Raw genomic sequence first — 20,039 nt, 5'->3', positions numbered from 1 at the left:
TATGCGCGTCTCCCATTTAAACTACAATCACCTCTATTATTTCTGGCATGTCTGCAAAGAAGGCTCTGTGGTGGGGGCGGCAGAAGCCCTTTATCTGACACCGCAGACAATCACCGGACAAATCAAAGCACTGGAAGAGCGTCTGGACGGCAAACTGTTTAAACGACAGGGCCGGGGACTCGTCCCGTCAGAGCTGGGGCAGCTGGTGTTCCGCTATGCGGATAAAATGTTTATGCTGAGCCAGGAAATGCTGGATATTGTCACCTACAGTCGTGAATCTAATCTGCTGTTTGATGTCGGCGTCGCTGATGCCCTGTCAAAACGGCTGGTCAGTAAAGTTCTGGAAACGGCGGTTGTGGAGCAGGAACAAATTCATCTGCGCTGTTTTGAATCTACCCATGAAATGCTGCTCGAACAGCTGAGCCAGCATAAACTGGATATGATTTTGTCTGATTGCCCGGTGGATTCCACTCAGCAGGAAGGGCTGTTTTCGGTTAAGCTGGGTGAATGCAGTATGAGCTTTTTCTGCCGTCAGCCCGCGCCACAGAAGCCTTTTCCCGCCTGCCTGGAAGAGCGCCGCCTGCTGGTGCCCGGTCGGCGTTCCATGCTGGGGCGTCAGTTGCTGACATGGATCCGCAATAAAAATCTGGAAGTGGAAATTTTGGGTGAGTTTGATGATGCCGCGCTGATGAAAGCCTTCGGCATGTATCACAATGCTATTTTTGTGGCGCCATCACTCTATACCAACGGAATTTTTGCTGACAGTGACATTGTGGAACTGGGTACAGTGGATACCATCAAAGAAGAATATTACGTGATTTTTGCAGAACGGATGATCCAGCACCCAGCGGTCCAGCGGGTCTGTAATAAGGATTTTTCTGCGCTGTTCAGCGGTTTACAGTCGGTTGAGACCGGAGTTTTGCTCGATTAGACAAAAAAAAGACATAAAAAAACCGGCAAAAGCCGGTTTTTTTATGTCTGCATACAGATTACATTGCTTTGATCTGAGCAGCCAGGTTTGCCTTATGACGGGCAGCCTTGTTTTTGTGGATCAGGCCTTTAGTAGCGTGACGATCCACAAGTGGTTGCATATCATTAAATGCTTTCTGAGCAGCTTCTTTATCGCCGGTGGCGATAGCAGCGTAAACCTTCTTGATAAAGGTACGCACCATCGAACGACGACCAGCGTTATGCTGACGACGTTTTTCAGATTGAATGGCGCGTTTCTTAGCTGATTTGATATTAGCCAAGGTCCAACTCCCAAATATATTCTTCGAGGACAATACAAAGGTGGAGGAATATGCCTGCTCAACTTTATTTTGTCAATGGATTTGTGCAAATAAGCGTCGTTGTACAGCGACGCAAATGTACGTTGTGATGGGCGGGGATTTTATCAGTTTACTCTGCGGGAATACAGTCTTTCCCCCGAAAAAAGTCACGCGACAGACAACATTCTGATGAAAAAAGTATTTTTCGGTATCCCGGGAGGCGGATGTATCGCTTTTCATACAGAGAATTCACGATTCAACCGTAATAGTGGGTTAACCTCACGCGGCGGACAAGGTATAATCGATCTAATTTTGACTGTATTGAGCCTGCTATGGAGCTAATTCGCGGTACTCATAATATTCGCGCGCGACATCACGGATGCGTGCTGACTATTGGTAATTTTGATGGTGTTCATCGCGGGCATCAGGCATTACTGTCACATCTGGCACAAGAAGGGCAACGTCTGGGGCTGCCGTCGGTCGTCATGATCTTCGAGCCGCAGCCGCCGGAATTTTTTGCGCCTGATAAAGCACCGGCACGCCTGACCCGGCTGCGCGATAAGGTAAAATATCTTGCACACTACGGCGCGGACTACTTATTGTGTGTTAAATTCAATAAACAGTTTGCCTCGCTGACGCCGGAAGCCTTTATCTCACACCTGCTGGTTGAACAACTGGGTGTGAAATTTCTGGTGGTCGGGGACGATTTCCGCTTCGGAAAAAACCGGCAGGGTGATTTTGCCGGGTTATGTGAAGCGGGGAAACGTTTTGGTTTTACCGTGCGCAGCACCGAAAGTTTCTGTGATAACGGCACACGGATCAGCAGTACGGCTATCCGCCGCGCGCTGGAATGTGATGATTTAGCGCAGGCCGAAGCGCTGCTAGGGCATCCGTACCGCATCAGCGGGCGGGTGGTTCACGGCAACGAACTCGGGCGCACAATCGGTTTTCCGACAGCCAATATTCCCCTGAAACGCCTGACTGCACCGGTCAGCGGTGTTTATGCGGTGGATGTTTATGGTCTCGGACCGAAGCCGCTTCCGGGTGTGGCTAATATAGGCTCCCGCCCGACAGTGCAGGGTAAAGAGCGACAGTTGGAAGTACATCTGATTGATGCGGCAATGGATTTATACGGGCAGCATCCGGATGTGGTATTACGCAAAAAATTACGAAATGAACAGCGGTTTGCCTCGCTTGATGAGCTGAAAGCGCAAATCGCACAGGATGAAATTGCGGCAAGGGAATTCTTACAATTGCATCCCTCGTTATGTGTTTAACGGAATAATAGTGGAACTGAGAAACTGATGAGTGACTATAAAAATACCCTGAATCTTCCGGAAACAGGATTCCCGATGCGCGGGGACTTAGCAAAGCGCGAACCTGATATGCTGAAACGCTGGTACAAAGACAGTTTGTATCAGGCGATCCGTAAAGCCAAAACAGGTAAAAAAACCTTTATTTTGCATGACGGCCCTCCGTATGCGAACGGCAGCATTCATATTGGTCACTCAGTAAATAAAATTCTCAAAGATATTATTATTAAATCCAAAGGCATGTCAGGATTTGACTCCCCGTATATTCCGGGCTGGGACTGCCATGGCTTACCGATTGAACATAAAGTAGAACAGCTTATCGGCAAACCGGGCGACAAAGTCACCCCGGCTGAGTTCCGTGCTGCCTGTCGTGAATACGCGAAAGAGCAGATCGAAGGTCAAAAAGCGGACTTTATCCGCTTAGGTGTGCTGGGCGACTGGGATCATCCGTATCTGACGATGGATTTCAAAACCGAAGCTCATATTATCCGCGCACTGGCAAAAGTGATTGCCAATGGTCATCTGGTGAAAGGGGCAAAACCGGTTCACTGGTGTACGTCCTGTGCCTCTTCTCTGGCAGAAGCGGAAGTCGAATATTACGACAAAACTTCGCCATCTATTGATGTGCGCTTCCCGGCGGTTGATGCGGATGCTGTCTGTGCCAAATTCGGCGTGAGAAACGAAGGTCTGCCACTGTCACTGGTTATCTGGACCACCACGCCGTGGACATTACCGGCGAACCGCGCTATTTCACTGAATCCGGAGTTTGATTATCAGTTAGTCCGTATTAATGACGAACTGGTTATCCTGGCAGCCGATCTGGTTGAAAGCGTCATGAAACGCGCCGGTATCACAAGCTGGACTGTATTGGCTGACTGCAAAGGCAGCGACCTGGAACTGCTGCGCTTTGATCATCCGTTTATGGGCTTTGATGTTCCGGCAATTCTCGGCGACCACGTAACACTGGAAGCGGGTACCGGGGCAGTTCATACAGCGCCCGGCCATGGTCCTGACGACTATGTTATCGGTCAGAAATACGGTCTGGAAACAGCCAACCCGGTTGGTCCGAACGGCTGTTACGTGAACGGAACCTATCCGTCACTCGATGGTGTGTTTGTGCTGAAAGCCAACGACATCATCCTTGATCTGCTGAAAGAAAAAGGCGCACTGCTGCACAGCGAAAATATTTCTCACAGTTATCCGTGCTGCTGGCGTCACAAAACGCCGGTTATCTTCCGGGCCACTCCGCAGTGGTTTATCGGAATGGATATAAATGGGTTGCGTTCACAGTCACTGAGTGAAATCAAAGGCGTGAAGTGGATCCCCGGCTGGGGTGAAGCGCGTATTACCGCAATGGTGGAAAACCGCCCTGACTGGTGTATCTCCCGTCAGCGCACATGGGGCACACCAATGTCTCTGTTCGTTCATAAAGAGACTCAGGAACTGCATCCGCGTACATTAGAGCTGATGGAAGCGGTTGCCAAACGCGTGGAAGAGCACGGAATCCAGGCATGGTGGGATCTTGACCCGCGTGACCTGCTGGGCGATGACGCTGATATCTATGAAAAAGTACCTGATACCCTGGATGTCTGGTTTGACTCAGGATCAACACACTCCTCTGTGATTGACGTACGTCCTGAATTCCATGGCAATTCTGCGGATATCTATCTGGAAGGATCTGATCAGCATCGCGGCTGGTTTATGTCTTCACTGATGCTGTCTACTGCAATGAAAGGCAAAGCGCCTTACCGCGAAGTACTGACTCACGGCTTCACTGTCGATGGTCAGGGACGCAAAATGTCTAAATCCCTTGGAAATACAGTAAGCCCGCAGGATGTGATGAACAAACTGGGCGGGGATATCCTGCGTCTGTGGGTGGCATCAACGGATTACTCGGGTGAAATTGCGGTATCAGATGAAATCCTGAAGCGCTCTGCTGACTCTTACCGCCGTATTCGTAATACCGCGCGTTTCCTGCTGGCAAACCTTAATGGTTTCAATCCGGAAACCGACATGGTGAAACCGGAAGAGATGATTGTGGCAGACCGCTGGGCAGTGGGTCGTGCGCTTGCGGCTCAGAATGATATGCTTAAATCGTATGAAGCTTATGATTTTCATGAAGTTGTTCAGCGTCTGATGCAGTTCTGCTCCGTTGAAATGGGTTCATTCTATCTGGATATCATAAAAGACCGTCAGTACACCGCGAAAAGTGACGGACTGGCGCGCCGCAGTTGCCAGACCGCGCTGTATCACATTGTTGAGGCACTGGTGCGCTGGATGGCGCCGGTTATGTCCTTCACGGCAGATGAAATCTGGAATGTGATGCCGGGCAAACGTACGCAGTATGTCTTTACCGAAGAGTGGTATGACGGTCTGTTTGGTCTGAATGAACAGGAAAGCATGAATGATGATTACTGGGCAACGCTGCTGTCGGTGCGCGGTGAAGTCAATAAAGTGCTTGAGCAGGCGCGTGCGGACAAACTGATCGGCGGTTCACTTGAAGCGGCGGTGACACTGTATGCAGATGATGCATTAGCTGCGAAACTCAATACCCTGGATAACGAGCTGCGCTTTGTGCTGCTGACCTCTCAGGCAGATGTGAAACCACTGTCTGATGCACCGGAAAGTGCGGTAAACAGTGAGCTGGACGGTCTGCGCATTGGCTTTAATAAAGCCGCAGGCAGTAAATGTCCGCGCTGCTGGCATTATGCATCTGATATTGGTCAGGACAGTGCACATCCGGAACTGTGCGGTCGCTGTGTCACTAACGTAGCCGGAAACGGTGAAGAACGTAAGTTTGCCTGATAAATGAAAAAAACACTGTGTTCGACCGGATTGCGCTGGCTATGGCTCTCTGTATTGGTTCTGGTGCTGGATATCATCTCGAAGCAGCTCGTATTATCGAATTTCGGGCTGCATGAATCCTCACCGCTGATCCCGTACTTTAATCTGACCTATGTACGGAATTATGGTGCCGCATTCAGCTTCCTCGCCTCACAGGGCGGGTGGCAGCGCTGGTTCTTCACAGTCGTGGCAATCGGTATTTCCGTCACCCTGTTAGTGATGATGTACCGCACGAGTGCACGCAATAAAATCAGCAATATTGCCTACGCACTGATTATCGGCGGGGCGATTGGTAATTTACTCGATCGTCTGATGCACGGTTTTGTGGTGGATTACATCGACTTTTATGTCGGTGACTGGCACTGGCCGACATTCAACCTGGCGGACTCCTGGATTATCATCGGGGCGGGGCTGATTATCATCGAAAGCTTTATTCCGGATAGTAAGAAGCGTGCTGAACCGGAAGACAAGCCGGAAAGTAAAACCCCATCATCTGATTGATTAAGAAAATATCCGCCTTCCGGCGGATATTTTTTATACGACATAAAGAGCAATAATGATGCAGGCAGAAAAACATCACAGCGTATTACTGGATTTCACCTTAAAACTGGCGGATGGTTCCGTTGCAGACTCCACAGAAGTACAGGGAAAGCCGGCACTGTTCCGTCTGGGTGACGGTAGTTTGTCACCGGAATTGGAGCTGGAGCTGTCAGGGTTATCCGCCGGAGATAAAAAAACCTTCACATTGCCCGGTGAGACTATTTTTGGCAAACCAAGTCCGGAGCTTATTCAATTTTTTTCTCCGTCTGATTTTACAGAGACAGGCTTACCTGAAACTGGGACAATCATGCTGTTTAGTGCGATGAATGGCAGCGAAATGCCGGGACTTGTCAAATCTGTCTCGGATGAGTCTGTTGAAGTGGATTTTAATCATCCTCTCTCCGGTCAGGACATCACGTTTGATATAATTGTCCGTGAAGTCACTGCATAATTCGTATATACCCTTATTCATTCAAACTGCTGGTTCGTTGGCCGCACTCAGATAGCCGCCTGCCTGCATCCTGCATGACGTTGGGTATAGCAATAATTCACAGAGCAATAATTAGCATTACGGTCAGAGTAGCCGCTCTGGTATAGTATTGCGTAAATGTTGATTTTTTGTTTTATTACCCGTCAGGGTGATGTTCCGGAGGCTGAACGTGCGTATTTTACTGGCAAACCCACGGGGTTTTTGTGCGGGGGTTGACCGTGCTATCAGTATTGTGGACAGGGCACTTGAACTGTATGGCGCACCTATTTATGTCCGACATGAAGTCGTGCACAACCGCTATGTGGTGAATGATTTGCGTGAACGCGGGGCGATTTTTATTGAAGAAATCGCGGAAGTGCCGGACGGCGCTATCCTTATTTTCTCCGCACACGGTGTGTCGCAGGCGATCCGCCAGGAAGCCCGCTCCCGCAACCTCACTATGCTGTTTGATGCCACCTGTCCGCTGGTAACGAAAGTTCATATGGAAGTTGCCCGCGCCAGCCGTAAAGGCAAAGAAGCGATCCTTATCGGGCACGCCGGACACCCGGAAGTGGAAGGAACAATGGGACAGTACAGTAACCCGGAAGGCGGCATGTATCTGGTGGAGTCCCCGGAAGACGTGTGGAAATTGCAGGTCAAAGATGAGGAAAATCTCAGCTTTATGACGCAAACCACATTGTCCGTTGATGATACATCTGAAGTGATTGATGCCCTGAATGCCCGTTTTCCGAAGATTATCGGACCGCGCAAAGATGATATCTGCTATGCAACCACTAACCGCCAGGAAGCGGTGCGGGATCTGGCCGGAAAAGCCGATCTGGTGCTGGTGGTGGGATCAAAAAATTCGTCAAACTCCAACCGCCTTGCCGAACTGGCTGAAAGGGTCGGGAAACCATCTTATCTGATTGATTCCGCAGATGATATCTCACCTGACTGGCTGAAGGGTGTGGACACTATCGGGCTGACTGCCGGTGCTTCCGCGCCGGATGTCCTGGTACAGCAGGTGATACGCCGTTTACAGGAACTGGGCGCAGATGATGTGCGGCAACTGGAAGGCCGCGAAGAAAACGTTATCTTCGAGGTACCGAAAGAGCTGCGGGTAGATATTAAAGAAGTCTGATACGACTAAGCAGAACGCAGGTTCTGCTTTTTTTTGCCTGAAGCCGGGGAAATACAGTTTTACTGATAATCCGCGGGCAATATTGTGATTTTCTGATGATAACAGCAGGTAACTGGTAATCATCACAGACACCCGCTAATCTGCCGGTATACAGATATACATACCCAACGTCATTCAAGTTGCAGGGAGGCGGCAAGGGAAGATAGACGGAGAGCATACATTAGTATGTGACCCGGCTAGCTGAGCGCAGCCAACAAACCTGTGGTTTGAATGAATAAGGGTATAAAACAATTGAGGATAACAACATGAGTAAGTTACGGGTCGCGGTTGTCGGTGCCGGAGGCCGCATGGGACGGCAGTTAATTCAGGCGATTGCACAGAGTAATGATGTGGTGTTGGGGGCGGCATTTGAGCGCGAAGGATCATCGCTTACCGGGACTGATGCCGGTGAACTTGCGGGGATTGGACATAACGGGATCACGCTGAGCAGTGACCTGAACAGTCAGAAAGATAACTTTGATGTCCTTATCGATTTCACTCGTCCGGAAGGTACTCTGGCACATCTGGCATTCTGTACGGCACACGGCAAAGGCATGATTATCGGTACCACCGGTTTTGATGATGCAGGAAAAGCAGCTATTGTGCAGGCAGCAGAGCAGATCCCTGTCGTTTTTGCAGCAAACTTCAGTGTTGGTGTCAATTTAGTCCTGAAACTGTTAGAAAAAGCAGCCAAAGTGATGGGTGACTATACCGATATCGAAATTATTGAAGCACATCATCGTCATAAAGTGGATGCGCCATCCGGCACAGCACTTGCGATGGGTGAATCAATTGCCGGTGCACTGGGGCGTGATCTGAAAGATTGCGCGGTATATTGCCGTGAAGGCTATACCGGGGAGCGCGAGCGTCACAGTATTGGTTTTGCAACTGTCCGTGCCGGCGATATCGTGGGTGAGCATACCGCGATGTTCGCAGATATTGGTGAGCGTGTAGAGATTAGTCACAAGGCATCCAGCCGGATGACCTTTGCAAATGGTGCAGTGAGGGCATCTGTTTGGTTAAGTGATAAAAAATCAGGGTTATTTAATATGAAGGACGTGCTTAATCTTGATGATTTATAATTAGTTTTATTTTTATTTTATTGATATATCAGCAATTAAATTATGAAAATTGCTGATATTGATTTTTTGTTTATTTTTAAAGTAAGGTGTTTATTTTTATAAGATATGTCATGTTATTGTCTTTTTTTTATACCTGCTGATGCCCTTTTTTATGTTTTTTCTTCCTTTCTTTAGTTTTTTCATTAATGTCATACAAAATTCACCTTAAACCCTCTGATAAGATAATATTATTGTCATCATTGCTGATTTTTTTGTCATGATGATTAAAAGTCGATAAAAAAACATTTTTTTCTGGACAACTGCCCATTGGATCTTTAGAATGCGCCCAATTTGCCGAAATTTGATTAAAAGTTCATTCCGGCATTGCTTTATAGCCCGATTATGAATTAATATGCATTAAATATGATTTATTATTCTTCCGGAGGGTGTTTTGTTTAAGTCAGCGATCCTGGTTCTGCAAGACGGAACCACATTTCACGGGCGCGCTATCGGCGCTGAGGGAGCCGTCACCGGCGAAGTTGTTTTTAATACCTCGATGACGGGGTACCAGGAAATTCTTACCGACCCCTCTTATTCCCGCCAGATAGTCACTCTCACTTATCCCCATATCGGCAATACCGGCACTAACAGTGCTGATGAAGAATCCTCAGGTGTTTATGCTCAAGGTCTGGTTATCCGTGACCTGCCGCTGATCACCAGTAATTTCCGCAGTGAAGAGAACCTGTCTGATTACCTGAAACGCCACAATGTGGTGGCCATTGCTGATATCGACACCCGCAAACTGACCCGTTTATTGCGTGAAAAAGGCGCACAGAACGGCTGTATTATTGCCGGAGAACAACCAGACGCCGCACTGGCACTGGCAAATGCACAGAGTTTCAGCGGTCTGAACGGACTGGATTTGGCGAAAGAAGTTACTACCCGCCAGCCGTACACCTGGACTCAGGGCTCATGGACACTGGAAGGTGGTCTGCCTGCGGATAAAAACACAGATGAACTGCCGTTTCATGTGGTGGCATACGATTTCGGTGCCAAACGCAATATTCTGCGGATGCTGGTGGACAGAGGTTGCCATCTGACCGTTGTACCTGCACAGACTCCGGCAGAAGAGGTGCTGAAAATGGCACCTGACGGTATTTTCCTCTCCAACGGACCGGGCGACCCGGCGCCGTGTGACTATGCTATTGACGCTATCCGCAGCTTCCTGAAAACCGATATTCCGTTGTTCGGTATCTGTCTGGGACACCAGTTGCTGGCGCTCGCCAGTGGTGCAAAAACCATCAAAATGAAATTTGGTCACCACGGCGGCAACCATCCGGTCAAAGATCTTGAAAAGAGTGTGGTGATGATCACCGCGCAAAACCACGGTTTTGCGGTAGATGAAGCAACATTGCCGGATACGCTGCGTGTGACACATAAATCACTGTTTGACGGCACATTGCAGGGCATTCACCGCAATGATAAACCGGCATTCAGCTTCCAGGGACATCCGGAAGCCAGCCCGGGACCGCATGATGCCGCACCGCTGTTCGACCACTTTATTGAGTTGATGAAAAACGCCCGTCACTAATCAGGAGCAGAAAAAATGGCAAAACGTACTGATATTAAAAGCATCCTGATTTTAGGCGCCGGTCCGATTGTTATCGGCCAGGCGTGTGAATTTGACTACTCCGGCGCGCAGGCGTGTAAAGCGCTGCGCGAAGAAGGCTACCGTGTTGTGCTGGTGAACTCCAATCCGGCAACCATTATGACCGACCCTGAAATGGCGGACGCGACATATATCGAGCCTATCCACTGGGAAGTCGTGCGCAAAATCATCGAGAAAGAGCGCCCTGATGCGGTGCTGCCGACCATGGGCGGACAGACGGCACTGAATTGTGCGCTGGAACTGGAGCGTCATGGTGTGCTGGCAGAGTTTGGCGTCGAAATGATTGGTGCCACCGCGGATGCGATTGATAAAGCAGAAGATCGCCGCCGTTTTGACATCGCAATGAAAAAAATCGGACTGGATACTGCACGCTCCGGTATCGCACACACGATGGAAGAAGCGTTCGCGGTGACTGATGAAGTCGGTTTCCCGTGCATTATCCGCCCGTCATTTACGATGGGTGGCACCGGCGGCGGTATTGCTTACAACCGCGAAGAATTTGAAGAAATCTGTACGCGCGGACTGGATCTCTCTCCTACCAATGAATTGCTGATTGATGAATCACTGATTGGCTGGAAAGAGTATGAAATGGAAGTGGTGCGCGATAAAAACGATAACTGCATCATCGTCTGTGCCATTGAAAATTTTGATGCGATGGGTATTCATACCGGCGACTCCATCACAGTGGCACCGGCGCAGACTCTGACAGACAAAGAATATCAAATCATGCGCGATGCCTCTATGGCGGTACTGCGTGAGATTGGCGTCGAAACCGGCGGCTCAAATGTTCAGTTTTCGGTAAACCCGAAAAACGGACGTTTAATAGTTATCGAGATGAACCCGCGTGTTTCCCGCTCTTCCGCACTGGCATCAAAAGCGACCGGTTTCCCGATTGCAAAAATTGCGGCAAAATTGGCGGTCGGTTATACACTCGATGAATTATCAAATGACATCACCGGCGGGCTGACACCGGCATCATTTGAGCCGTCCATCGACTATGTTGTGACAAAAATCCCGCGTTTTAACTTTGAGAAATTTGCCGGTACCAATGACCGTCTTACCACCCAGATGAAATCTGTCGGTGAAGTGATGGCAATCGGACGCACGTTTCAGGAATCGCTGCAAAAAGCCCTGCGCGGTCTGGAAGTCGGCGCTGCCGGGTTTGACCCGAAAGTTAATCTGGATGAGCCGGATGCACTGACAAAAATCCGCCGCGAACTGAAAGAAGCGGGCGCTGAGCGCATCTGGTATATCGCGGATGCCTTCCGTGCCGGGCTGTCTGTCGATGGCGTTTTTAATCTGACAAATATTGACCGCTGGTTCCTGGTACAAATCGAAGAATTGGTTCGCCTGGAAGAGCAGGTGGCTGAAGTGGGTGTTAACGGGCTGACGCAGGAATTCTTGCGTCACCTGAAACGCAAAGGGTTTGCCGATGCCCGTCTGGCAATGCTGGTGGGTGTTGCGGAAACCGAGATCCGCAAACTGCGTGACAGCTATCAGCTCTGGCCGGTGTATAAGCGGGTGGATACCTGCGCGGCAGAGTTTGCGACAGATACGGCCTATCTTTACTCTACTTATGAAGACGAGTGCGAAGCGCAGCCGAATGATGATAAGCCAAAAATCATGATCCTCGGCGGCGGACCTAACCGGATCGGCCAGGGAATTGAATTTGACTACTGTTGTGTTCACGCCGCGATGGCACTGCGCGAAGACGGCTATGAAACCATCATGGTGAACTGTAACCCGGAAACGGTTTCCACGGACTATGACACCTCCGACCGTCTCTATTTTGAGCCGGTAACCCTGGAAGATGTGCTGGAAATTGTGCGGGTTGAAAAACCTGCCGGTGTGATTGTTCAGTACGGCGGACAAACGCCGCTGAAACTGGCGCGCAGCCTTGAAGCGGCAGGTGTGCCGGTTATCGGCACAAGTCCGGATGCGATTGACCGCGCTGAAGATCGTGAGCGTTTTCAGCAGGCGGTGGTTCGCTTAGGACTCAAGCAACCGGCGAATGCGACTGTCTCCAATATTGAGCAGGCAGTTGAACGAGCAAAAGAGATTGGTTATCCGCTGGTGGTGCGTCCTTCCTATGTACTGGGCGGGCGGGCGATGGAAATCGTTTATGACGAAACCGACCTGCGCCGCTATTTCCAGAACGCGGTGAGTGTGTCAAATGATGCGCCGGTGCTGCTTGACCGCTTCCTTGATGATGCGATTGAAGTGGATGTGGATGCTATCTGTGACGGCGAACAGGTACTGATTGGCGGCATTATGGAGCACATCGAGCAGGCGGGTGTTCACTCAGGTGATTCTGCTTGTTCTTTACCGGCTTACACACTGAGTCAGGAGATTCAGGATGTGATGCGTGATCAGGTTAGAAAACTGGCGATGGAACTGCGTGTGCGTGGGCTGATGAATACCCAGTTTGCAGTAAAAGATAACGAAGTCTACCTGATAGAAGTAAACCCGCGTGCGGCGCGTACTGTCCCGTTTGTCTCAAAAGCGACCGGTGTGCCGCTGGCAAAAGTGGCAGCGCGTGTAATGGCAGGACAAACGCTGGCACAGCAGGGCGTAACTAAAGAAGTGATCCCGCCGTATTACTCGGTCAAAGAAGTGGTTCTGCCGTTTAATAAATTCCAGGGCGTTGACCCGATTTTAGGGCCGGAAATGCGCTCTACCGGGGAAGTGATGGGCGTGGGGCGTACCTTTGCGGAGGCCTTTGCTAAAGCAATGCTTGGCAGTTCCTCATCTATGAAAAAGAAAGGCCGTGCGCTGCTTTCTGTCCGCGAAGGGGATAAAGCCCGCGTGGTGGATCTTGCAGCTAAGCTGCTGAAACAGGGCTTTGAACTGGATGCAACTCACGGTACGGCAATTGTGCTGGGCGAAGCCGGGATTAATCCGCGCCTGGTTAACAAAGTACATGAAGGACGCCCGCATATTCAGGACAGAATTAAAAACGGCGAATACGATTATATTGTGAATACAACTGAGGGTCGTCAGGCGATTGAGGACTCTAAAGTTATCCGCCGCAGTGCTCTGCGATACAAAGTGCATTATGACACCACGATGAACGGCGGTTTTGCCACAACACTGTCACTGAATATGGATCCGACAGACAGGGTTATTTCAGTACAGGAAATGCACCGCCAAATTAAAAATAAATAAAGTGATTAAGTAAAGTAAGAAACCCGCCACCGGCGGGTTTCTTACTTTATATGCTTATAATTAAATTCTATTATATTAATTATAAATTAGTCTGTTAATTATCTATTTTGCTTTTTTTTATGTTTATATTCTGTTTATTTTTATTTGTTATAAATAGGGATATATTCTATTAAAATTTATTCCTCTCACTATCAGGATAATTACATGAAAAAAAGTTTATTAGCGTTAATTATGGCCCCTTTTTTTGTCCATGCAGCAGATGTCAAAAAATATACAATAGTTAATATTCCCCCTCTGTTTTCTGAAAGTACCGTTGAATTTGCAGAGAAAAAAATAGATGGCGACCGTGCTGCCGGTGTTTCTGAATTACTGCAGATAAGTCGGTCTGTCAGGCAAGATATCAGAGAGAATTACGAATACTTAGAAGATGTTAAAAAAGAAGCTGCCGGTGAAGCAACCAAACTGGATGGAAAAATAGCCTCTGTGCGTAAATTAGCAGATAAAACCAGTCAGCAGGTCAATACCGTTATAGCAGATGTGAAGGGAAAAATTGTTCCTGAGTATATTAATACCGTATTACCGGGAATTGTTAATGATCAGGTCGGGAATCAATTATCACCTATTAATAAGCGAACGGAATCATTAGAAAGTAAGACACAGCAACTGGATACCCAACTGGATATTACCACACGCAAATCACTGCATAATAATGAACTCATCAGCACCATTCCCGGCATGATTAAAGATGAAATTGGCAAAGCATCTGAAGCACATGGCAAATATACTGACTATCATATTAATGATTTGAAAGGTTTGGTATATCAAAATCGGTTACTTTTGCAGGATGAAAAAGAAAATACCGAATCAGTAAACGTTATCACACAGGAGTTGGCTGCTACGTCAACTGCGCTGGAAAAAAACATCAATTCATTGAAATATAAAGTAGAATTTAATGAGGGAATGGCTATTAAAGCAAATTATGGAGCAGATGCTAATGAAGCCAGTATCGGAAAAAATAGTACTCAGCTTGAAAAACATAAAACGGATATTGATCAGAATAAGGCATTTATTGAATCAGCAAAAGTGGTTACAGGCGTAATTATGGATGCAACAACCCACCTGGAAGCAGACGTTGATGCACTGAATACCCGAGTGAGTAATGCATCTAAAAAAGCCAATGTAACCAATAATGTTGCCACCGGGAACAGAAAAGATATTGATCAACAGACAGTGAAAATCGAGAAAAACGCCCTCGATATGCTGAAAAACCGACAGGATTTACGCGGTCTGGAAAACGATCTGCGGGAAACTAATGAGCGTCTTGATAATGGCTTAGCTGCCAATGCGGCACTGAATGGTTTATTCCAGCCATACGGTATAGGAAAACTGAATATCACGGCAGCGATGGGAGGATACAACTCCACCCAGGCAGTAGCTGTGGGAACCGGGTACCGGTTCAACGAGAACATCGCGATGAAAACGGGTGTTTCATACACCGGTTCAAACGATGTGATGTACAACATGGCGGTTAACCTTGAGTGGTAATGCTGTGTGATGGTGACTGAATAGTCATGTTCTTTATACCCTTATTCATTCAAACTGCAGGTTCGTTGGCTGCATCCTGAATGACGTTGGATATATATACTCCTCCTTTCAAATTGGTTTTTTGGGTTGTTTTTTAATAGGCAGGTAATACTTTATAAAAATGACAGGTCTTACTGCATTTGAAATAATTGTTCCTGCTATATTTGCCATGCTTTGGGAAGCATATCAATTATTGATATATTTCCCTTTTTTTATCGGGTAAATAAATGTCTGATGTTATAATGAAAAATAAAAAAGTCATCGATAAAAATAATATCGATAACTTTTAAATTATAATTAATAATGTAATTAATTAAATTCTTTTGGTTCCGGTCCTAAGCGCGTCCCGGTATCGAGTTGCTGAACAAGAGCAAGTTCTTCTTTCTCAAGCCGGAAATCAAAGACATTAAAATTTTCCTGAATTCGCATCGGGGTGACTGATTTCGGGATAACAATCAATCCGCGATCCAAATGCCAGCGGATCACTATCTGTGCCGGTGTTTTCTGGTATTTTGCGGCGAGTGACTGAATTATCTCTGTATCGAATACACCTTCACCACCTTGTGCCAGCGGGCTCCAGGACTCCGTATGGATAGAGTGAGTCGCATTCCATGCCTGCAATTCACGCTGCTGTAAAAGCGGATGAAGCTCAATCTGATTAAGCACAGGTTTCACGCCGGTTTTATGGATAATGCGTTGCAGATGACCGACATCAAAGTTACACACGCCGATACTGCGGGTCAGTCCGGATTTTTGCAGCTCAATCAGTTGCTCCCATGCACTGACATAGTGATCGGTAGCCGGAGCGGGCCAGTGGATAAGATAGAGATCCACATAATCGAGCTGTAATTTTTTCAGGCTTTCTTCAAGTGCTTTGCGGGCGTGCTGTTGGTCACTGTTCCATAATTTTGTGGTGATAAACAGCTCATCACGGGGAACCGTTGTGGATTTCAGCGCGTCACCGACACCTTCTTCATTCTGATAAATCGCAGCGGTATCAATCAGGCGGTAGCCGGTTTCCAGTGCGGTGCTGACAGCAACGCCCACCTCATCGTTACCGGCTTTCCAGACACCTAATCCCAGTTGCGGCATTAAATGACCATCGGATAAGGTAATTAGTGCGGGTTTATTCATGTTACCTCCGGTAATAAAAGTTAAAGATGTTTCAGACAGCAGCGCGGTAGATCCGTTCACTGACCTGCGGAGTAATATCCTGCTGCTCACCTAATGCAGTCTGTCCGTGTTCTATAAGCTTTGCCACTAATTGCGGGATCTTGCTGTCATCTATCTGATAATCTGAAAAACGGGTTTTCACCCCCATTTCTTCAAAAAAGACGCGGGTAGCTTCAATCGCACACTCAATCCGGCTCTCTTCTGAACCATCAGTCAGATGCCAGATACGCTCTGCATACTGTAGTAATTTTTCCCGTTTGGTTTTGCGTTTTTCATGCAGCAGCGCCGGTAAAACAATCGCGAGTGTTTGTGCATGATCCAGCCCGTGGAGTGCGGTAATTTCATGTCCCAGCGCATGGGTTGCCCAATCCTGTGGTACACCGGCACCGATGAGTCCGCTCAGTGCCTGGGTCGCTGCCCACATCACATTGGCACGGCTGTCATAATCATCCGGATTTGCCAGCACTTTCGGACCTTCTTCTATAAGGGTCAGCAAAATACCTTCGGCAAAACGATCCTGGATTTTCGCATTAACCGGGTAGGTCAGATACTGCTCCAGGGTGTGAATAAACGCATCAACCACGCCGTTTGCCGTCTGGCGCGGCGGTAGTGTAAAGGTGGTTTGCGGATCCAGTATTGCGCATTTCGGATGTACCAGCGGATTGCCGAATGATTGTTTATCCCCTGTTTCCCGGCGGCTGACCACAGAAAAACAGTTAGTTTCAGAGCCGGTTGCCGGTAGTGTCAGAACACAGGAAATCGGCAGTGCGCTGCGGATATCCTGCCCGCCGTTTGTAACGATTTTCCACGGGTCGCCTGTATAATCCACGGCTGCGGCAATAAATTTTGTGCCGTCAATGACCGAGCCGCCGCCGACCGCGAGCAGATAATTAATGCCATTTTCACGGATATACGCGACAGCTTTTATCAGTGTCTCGTAAGCGGGATTCGGTTCAATCCCGGAGAACTCATGAATATCGTAACCATCCAGCGCCGTCATAACCTGCTCATAAACACCGTTACGCTTGATACTGCCGCCACCGTACAGCATCAGCACTTTTGCATCTTTCGGAATTTCACTGCTGAGTTTGGCGATTTGGCCTTTGCCGAAGCGAATTTTAGTCGGGGTATAAAGTGTGAAATTGTTCATTATTTCTCCGTTAATGATTGGGAAAAATGGGGCGGATAACCACTATATCCAACGTTATTCAAGATGCAGCCAACGAACCTGCAGTTTGAATGAATAAGGGTATAAGTGTAGTGTAATTCAGCACAGGTGTGATGATGAATCTTAATATACGCTGTAAATCTCAGCGGGCAGGCAGACAAAAAAGCTCCCGCAGGAGCTTTCAGATCATTTTTTGTGCGCGCGCCGGTGGCGGCGGTTAAGCAACGCGCGGCGTCTGCGGTAATGCCGGATGAACAGATACACAGAGGCAAGAATACCGACAATCAGGAAAAAAACCGGGATCAGCAGCAGTGCGGTCATTACCAGTTGTTCATGAGCTTTTACAAACGGGATCTGATTGAGCACATAACCAAACGTTGTAATGATGGCTACCCAGAGAAATCCGCTGATCCAGTTAAAAAACTGGAACCGGCGGTTCGGCAGGGTGGATAACCCGGCCAGCAACGGCAGCAGTGTGCGGACAAAACCGAGAAAACGACCAATCAGCAGGGCGTATAATCCGTGGCGGTTAAATAAGATCTCTGCTTTCTGGTGATAATTTTTCGGGATCTGTGCCATCCAGCGCCTGACGGTTTTAGTGTCACTCAGCCAGCGCCCCTGTACAAACCCGAGCCAACTGCCCAGACCGGCGGCGGCGGTCAGAATCGCCAGTGTCGGTAAAAAGTCCATCACACCTTTGGCTATCAGCGCCCCGGATAATATCAGCAGGGTATCACCGGGTAAAAAGGCGGTAGGCAACACGCCATTCTCCAGAACAATCACAGTGAAGAGAATGGCATAAATCAGCCAGATAACATCGGGGTTTGAGAGGGCTGCGAAATCGTGCGACCAGAGCGCGCTCACAATCTCGGATAAACTATGCATGAGGTTTCCTGTAAAACGAGATCCGGAACAATAATACAGATAGTGTATCGCAAAAAAAGAACAGTCGTTTGATTTGATCGGGTTTTTATTCTGATTCACTGACGGTATAAAGAGCACGAAAACCAGACCGTTTCGTCAGCGGACTGATGTAAACACTTAGCTTTCCGTGTGTAATTTTAACGGTAAATGGTTTTTTTTTGGTAAACGGTAATGATAATTACTATCAAATCGCTCAAGATTTGGTATGATCAGCGGGTTTCGTTTTTTGGGTAGCGATGAATAACATATTTTATTTTTTGCTTAAAAATAGTTCATAACAAAAGAGAGTTGAAGACCAACTGATGCGTAATCTGACCGTTTCTGTTCTATTGGCGTTAAGTTTAACCGGCAGTGCATTCGCGGATAATACTGCCACACCACCAGCCACAACAGCAAACAGCCCGGCCACCACTGTCGGACAGTCTGCTCAGACATCTGCCACCGGTAATACCACAGGCGCTGCGGTTGAGCAACCGGCCGCATCAGGTACGGTTACAGACGTTTCTGTACCGGACACCACCGGCACCCTGACAGAAGCTCCGTCAGACAATAACCGGGGTTTTGCCGCTGAACTGTCCGTTATTTCAATGTACCAGGGAGCAGACGTTATCGTTAAAACGGTAATGATCGGCCTTATTATTGCATCAATAATTACCTGGGCACTTTTCTTTTCCAAAGGGTATAACCTTATCACATCCCGCCGCCGGATCTGCCGTGAGGCTGAGGCACTGAGAGGTGCCCGCTCTCTGGATGAAGCCGCTGAAATTGCTGAAACCTTCGGGAAATACAGTATTACCGGGATGCTGGTGAAGGATGCGGTGACAGAACGTACACTGTCCGAAAAAAGCCATGATCCTGCCGGTACCAAAGATCGCGTCATTTTCCGTCAGGAGCGCATTGTCGCCGCGGTTGTCCGCCACATGGGCCGGGGCAATGGTTATCTGGCCACCATTGGTGCAATCTCGCCGTTCGTGGGTCTGTTCGGAACCGTCTGGGGGATCATGAACAGCTTTATCGGTATCGCGCACTCTCAGACCACAAACCTGGCAGTTGTTGCCCCGGGTATTGCAGAGGCACTGCTGGCTACGGCATTAGGTCTGGTTGCGGCAATTCCTGCGGTGGTTATTTATAACATTTTTGCCCGTATGATCTCGTCTTTCCGTGGCGACCTGGGTGACACTGCGGCTCACACAATTTTATGGCTGGGTCGTGACCTGGATCTGGCTGACAGCAAAGCAAGGTAATGACTGATGGCAATGCGTCTTAACGAAGACCTGGATGACAGCGGCGAATTGCATGAAATTAACGTCACACCATTCATTGATGTGATGTTAGTTCTGTTGATCATCTTCATGGTAGCGGCTCCGCTGGCAACAGTTGATATCAAAGTGAATCTGCCTGCATCAACGGCAAAACCGCAGCCGCGTCCGGAAAAGCCGGTATTCCTGACGGTGAAAGCCGATAGTCAGTTGCTGGTTGGTGAGCAGGAAGTCACAAAAGAGACACTGGCTCAGATTCTGGATCAGACCACAGAATCGAACAAAGAAACGACGATTTTCTTTCAGGCGGATAAAACCGTGGATTATGAAACCCTGATGGGCATTATGGATGCCTTACGTAAAGCGGGGTATCTGAAAGTCGGATTAGTCGGTATGGAGTCTGTGGATAAATAACGCAGACT

General features: G+C 48.3%; 16 protein-coding genes. 12 read left to right on the top strand and 4 right to left on the bottom strand.

The genetic code is table 11. The features are described from left to right. The first annotated feature begins 1 nt into the window (after position 1). Complete coding sequence (gene nhaR / locus ACMHKJ_RS12690; RefSeq protein ID WP_413494390.1) at positions 2-931, top strand: transcriptional activator NhaR; 930 nt, start codon at positions 2-4, stop codon at positions 929-931. A 58-nt stretch (positions 932-989) separates the two neighbouring features. Here the strand turns inward: nhaR and rpsT are convergent, their stop codons facing one another. Then, on the bottom strand, positions 990-1,250 hold the full coding sequence (gene rpsT / locus ACMHKJ_RS12685) for a 30S ribosomal protein S20 (protein WP_067398952.1): 261 nt from the start codon (positions 1,248-1,250) through the stop codon (positions 990-992). A gap of 350 nt (positions 1,251-1,600) precedes the next feature. Here rpsT and ribF point away from each other — a divergent pair, with 350 nt between their 5' ends. From ribF to ACMHKJ_RS12640, 9 genes are all read left to right on the top strand, one after another. Beyond that, on the top strand, positions 1,601-2,545 hold the full coding sequence (ribF, locus tag ACMHKJ_RS12680) for a bifunctional riboflavin kinase/FAD synthetase (protein WP_413494388.1): 945 nt from the start codon (positions 1,601-1,603) through the stop codon (positions 2,543-2,545). Positions 2,546-2,572: 27 nt separating this feature from the next. Next, positions 2,573-5,386 (top strand): isoleucine--tRNA ligase, encoded by a 2,814-nt coding sequence (gene ileS / locus ACMHKJ_RS12675; protein WP_413494386.1) that lies wholly within the window; start codon positions 2,573-2,575, stop codon positions 5,384-5,386. A gap of 3 nt (positions 5,387-5,389) precedes the next feature. Continuing rightward, entirely contained in the window at positions 5,390-5,926 is a 537-nt protein-coding gene (lspA, locus tag ACMHKJ_RS12670; protein WP_413494385.1) for a signal peptidase II, read from the top strand. 58 nt (positions 5,927-5,984) lie between these two features. Further along, a complete protein-coding gene (fkpB, locus tag ACMHKJ_RS12665; RefSeq protein WP_413494506.1) occupies positions 5,985-6,416 on the top strand; it encodes an FKBP-type peptidyl-prolyl cis-trans isomerase in 432 nt (143 codons plus the stop codon). Positions 6,417-6,624: 208 nt separating this feature from the next. Next, complete coding sequence (gene ispH, locus ACMHKJ_RS12660; protein ID WP_413494383.1) at positions 6,625-7,575, top strand: 4-hydroxy-3-methylbut-2-enyl diphosphate reductase; 951 nt, start codon at positions 6,625-6,627, stop codon at positions 7,573-7,575. A 305-nt stretch (positions 7,576-7,880) separates the two neighbouring features. Then, positions 7,881-8,696 carry a 4-hydroxy-tetrahydrodipicolinate reductase gene (gene dapB / locus ACMHKJ_RS12655; protein WP_413494381.1) on the top strand — a complete coding sequence of 272 codons (816 nt, stop codon included), beginning with the start codon at positions 7,881-7,883 and terminating at the stop codon, positions 8,694-8,696. Between the two features lie 430 nt (positions 8,697-9,126). Next, positions 9,127-10,266: a glutamine-hydrolyzing carbamoyl-phosphate synthase small subunit gene (carA, locus tag ACMHKJ_RS12650; protein WP_413494378.1), complete on the top strand. Its 1,140-nt coding sequence runs from the start codon at positions 9,127-9,129 to the stop codon at positions 10,264-10,266. 15 nt (positions 10,267-10,281) lie between these two features. After that, a complete protein-coding gene (gene carB, locus ACMHKJ_RS12645; RefSeq protein ID WP_413494376.1) occupies positions 10,282-13,509 on the top strand; it encodes a carbamoyl-phosphate synthase large subunit in 3,228 nt (1,075 codons plus the stop codon). 204 nt (positions 13,510-13,713) lie between these two features. Beyond that, positions 13,714-15,054, top strand: a complete 1,341-nt coding sequence (locus ACMHKJ_RS12640) for a YadA C-terminal domain-containing protein (protein ID WP_413494374.1) — start codon at positions 13,714-13,716, stop codon at positions 15,052-15,054. 348 nt (positions 15,055-15,402) lie between these two features. On the opposite strand, the gene dkgA is transcribed toward ACMHKJ_RS12640, so the two are convergent. From dkgA to ACMHKJ_RS12625, 3 genes are all read right to left on the bottom strand, one after another. Next, on the bottom strand, positions 15,403-16,227 hold the full coding sequence (dkgA, locus tag ACMHKJ_RS12635) for a 2,5-didehydrogluconate reductase DkgA (RefSeq protein ID WP_413494372.1): 825 nt from the start codon (positions 16,225-16,227) through the stop codon (positions 15,403-15,405). Positions 16,228-16,258: 31 nt separating this feature from the next. After that, entirely contained in the window at positions 16,259-17,416 is a 1,158-nt protein-coding gene (yqhD, locus tag ACMHKJ_RS12630) for an alcohol dehydrogenase (protein WP_413494370.1), read from the bottom strand. Between the two features lie 204 nt (positions 17,417-17,620). Next, the gene (locus ACMHKJ_RS12625) at positions 17,621-18,319 is read right to left on the bottom strand and encodes a DedA family protein (RefSeq protein ID WP_413494368.1); all 699 of its coding nucleotides are present in this window, start codon (positions 18,317-18,319) and stop codon (positions 17,621-17,623) included. Positions 18,320-18,660: 341 nt separating this feature from the next. Between ACMHKJ_RS12625 and exbB the strand changes: the two genes are divergently transcribed. Together exbB and exbD are read left to right on the top strand one after the other, a co-directional pair. Further along, the gene (gene exbB / locus ACMHKJ_RS12620; RefSeq protein ID WP_413494366.1) at positions 18,661-19,602 is read left to right on the top strand and encodes a tonB-system energizer ExbB; all 942 of its coding nucleotides are present in this window, start codon (positions 18,661-18,663) and stop codon (positions 19,600-19,602) included. Positions 19,603-19,608: 6 nt separating this feature from the next. Further along, positions 19,609-20,031, top strand: a complete 423-nt coding sequence (exbD, locus tag ACMHKJ_RS12615; RefSeq protein ID WP_413494364.1) for a TonB system transport protein ExbD — start codon at positions 19,609-19,611, stop codon at positions 20,029-20,031. Positions 20,032-20,039 lie beyond the last annotated feature (8 nt).

The sequence above is a fragment of the Morganella psychrotolerans genome, from assembly GCF_965118875.1.
GTDB classification, from domain to species: domain Bacteria; phylum Pseudomonadota; class Gammaproteobacteria; order Enterobacterales; family Enterobacteriaceae; genus Morganella; species Morganella psychrotolerans_C.
The sequence above is the reverse complement of the archived record's forward strand: the minus strand, read 5'-3'. Positions and strand labels throughout refer to the sequence as shown.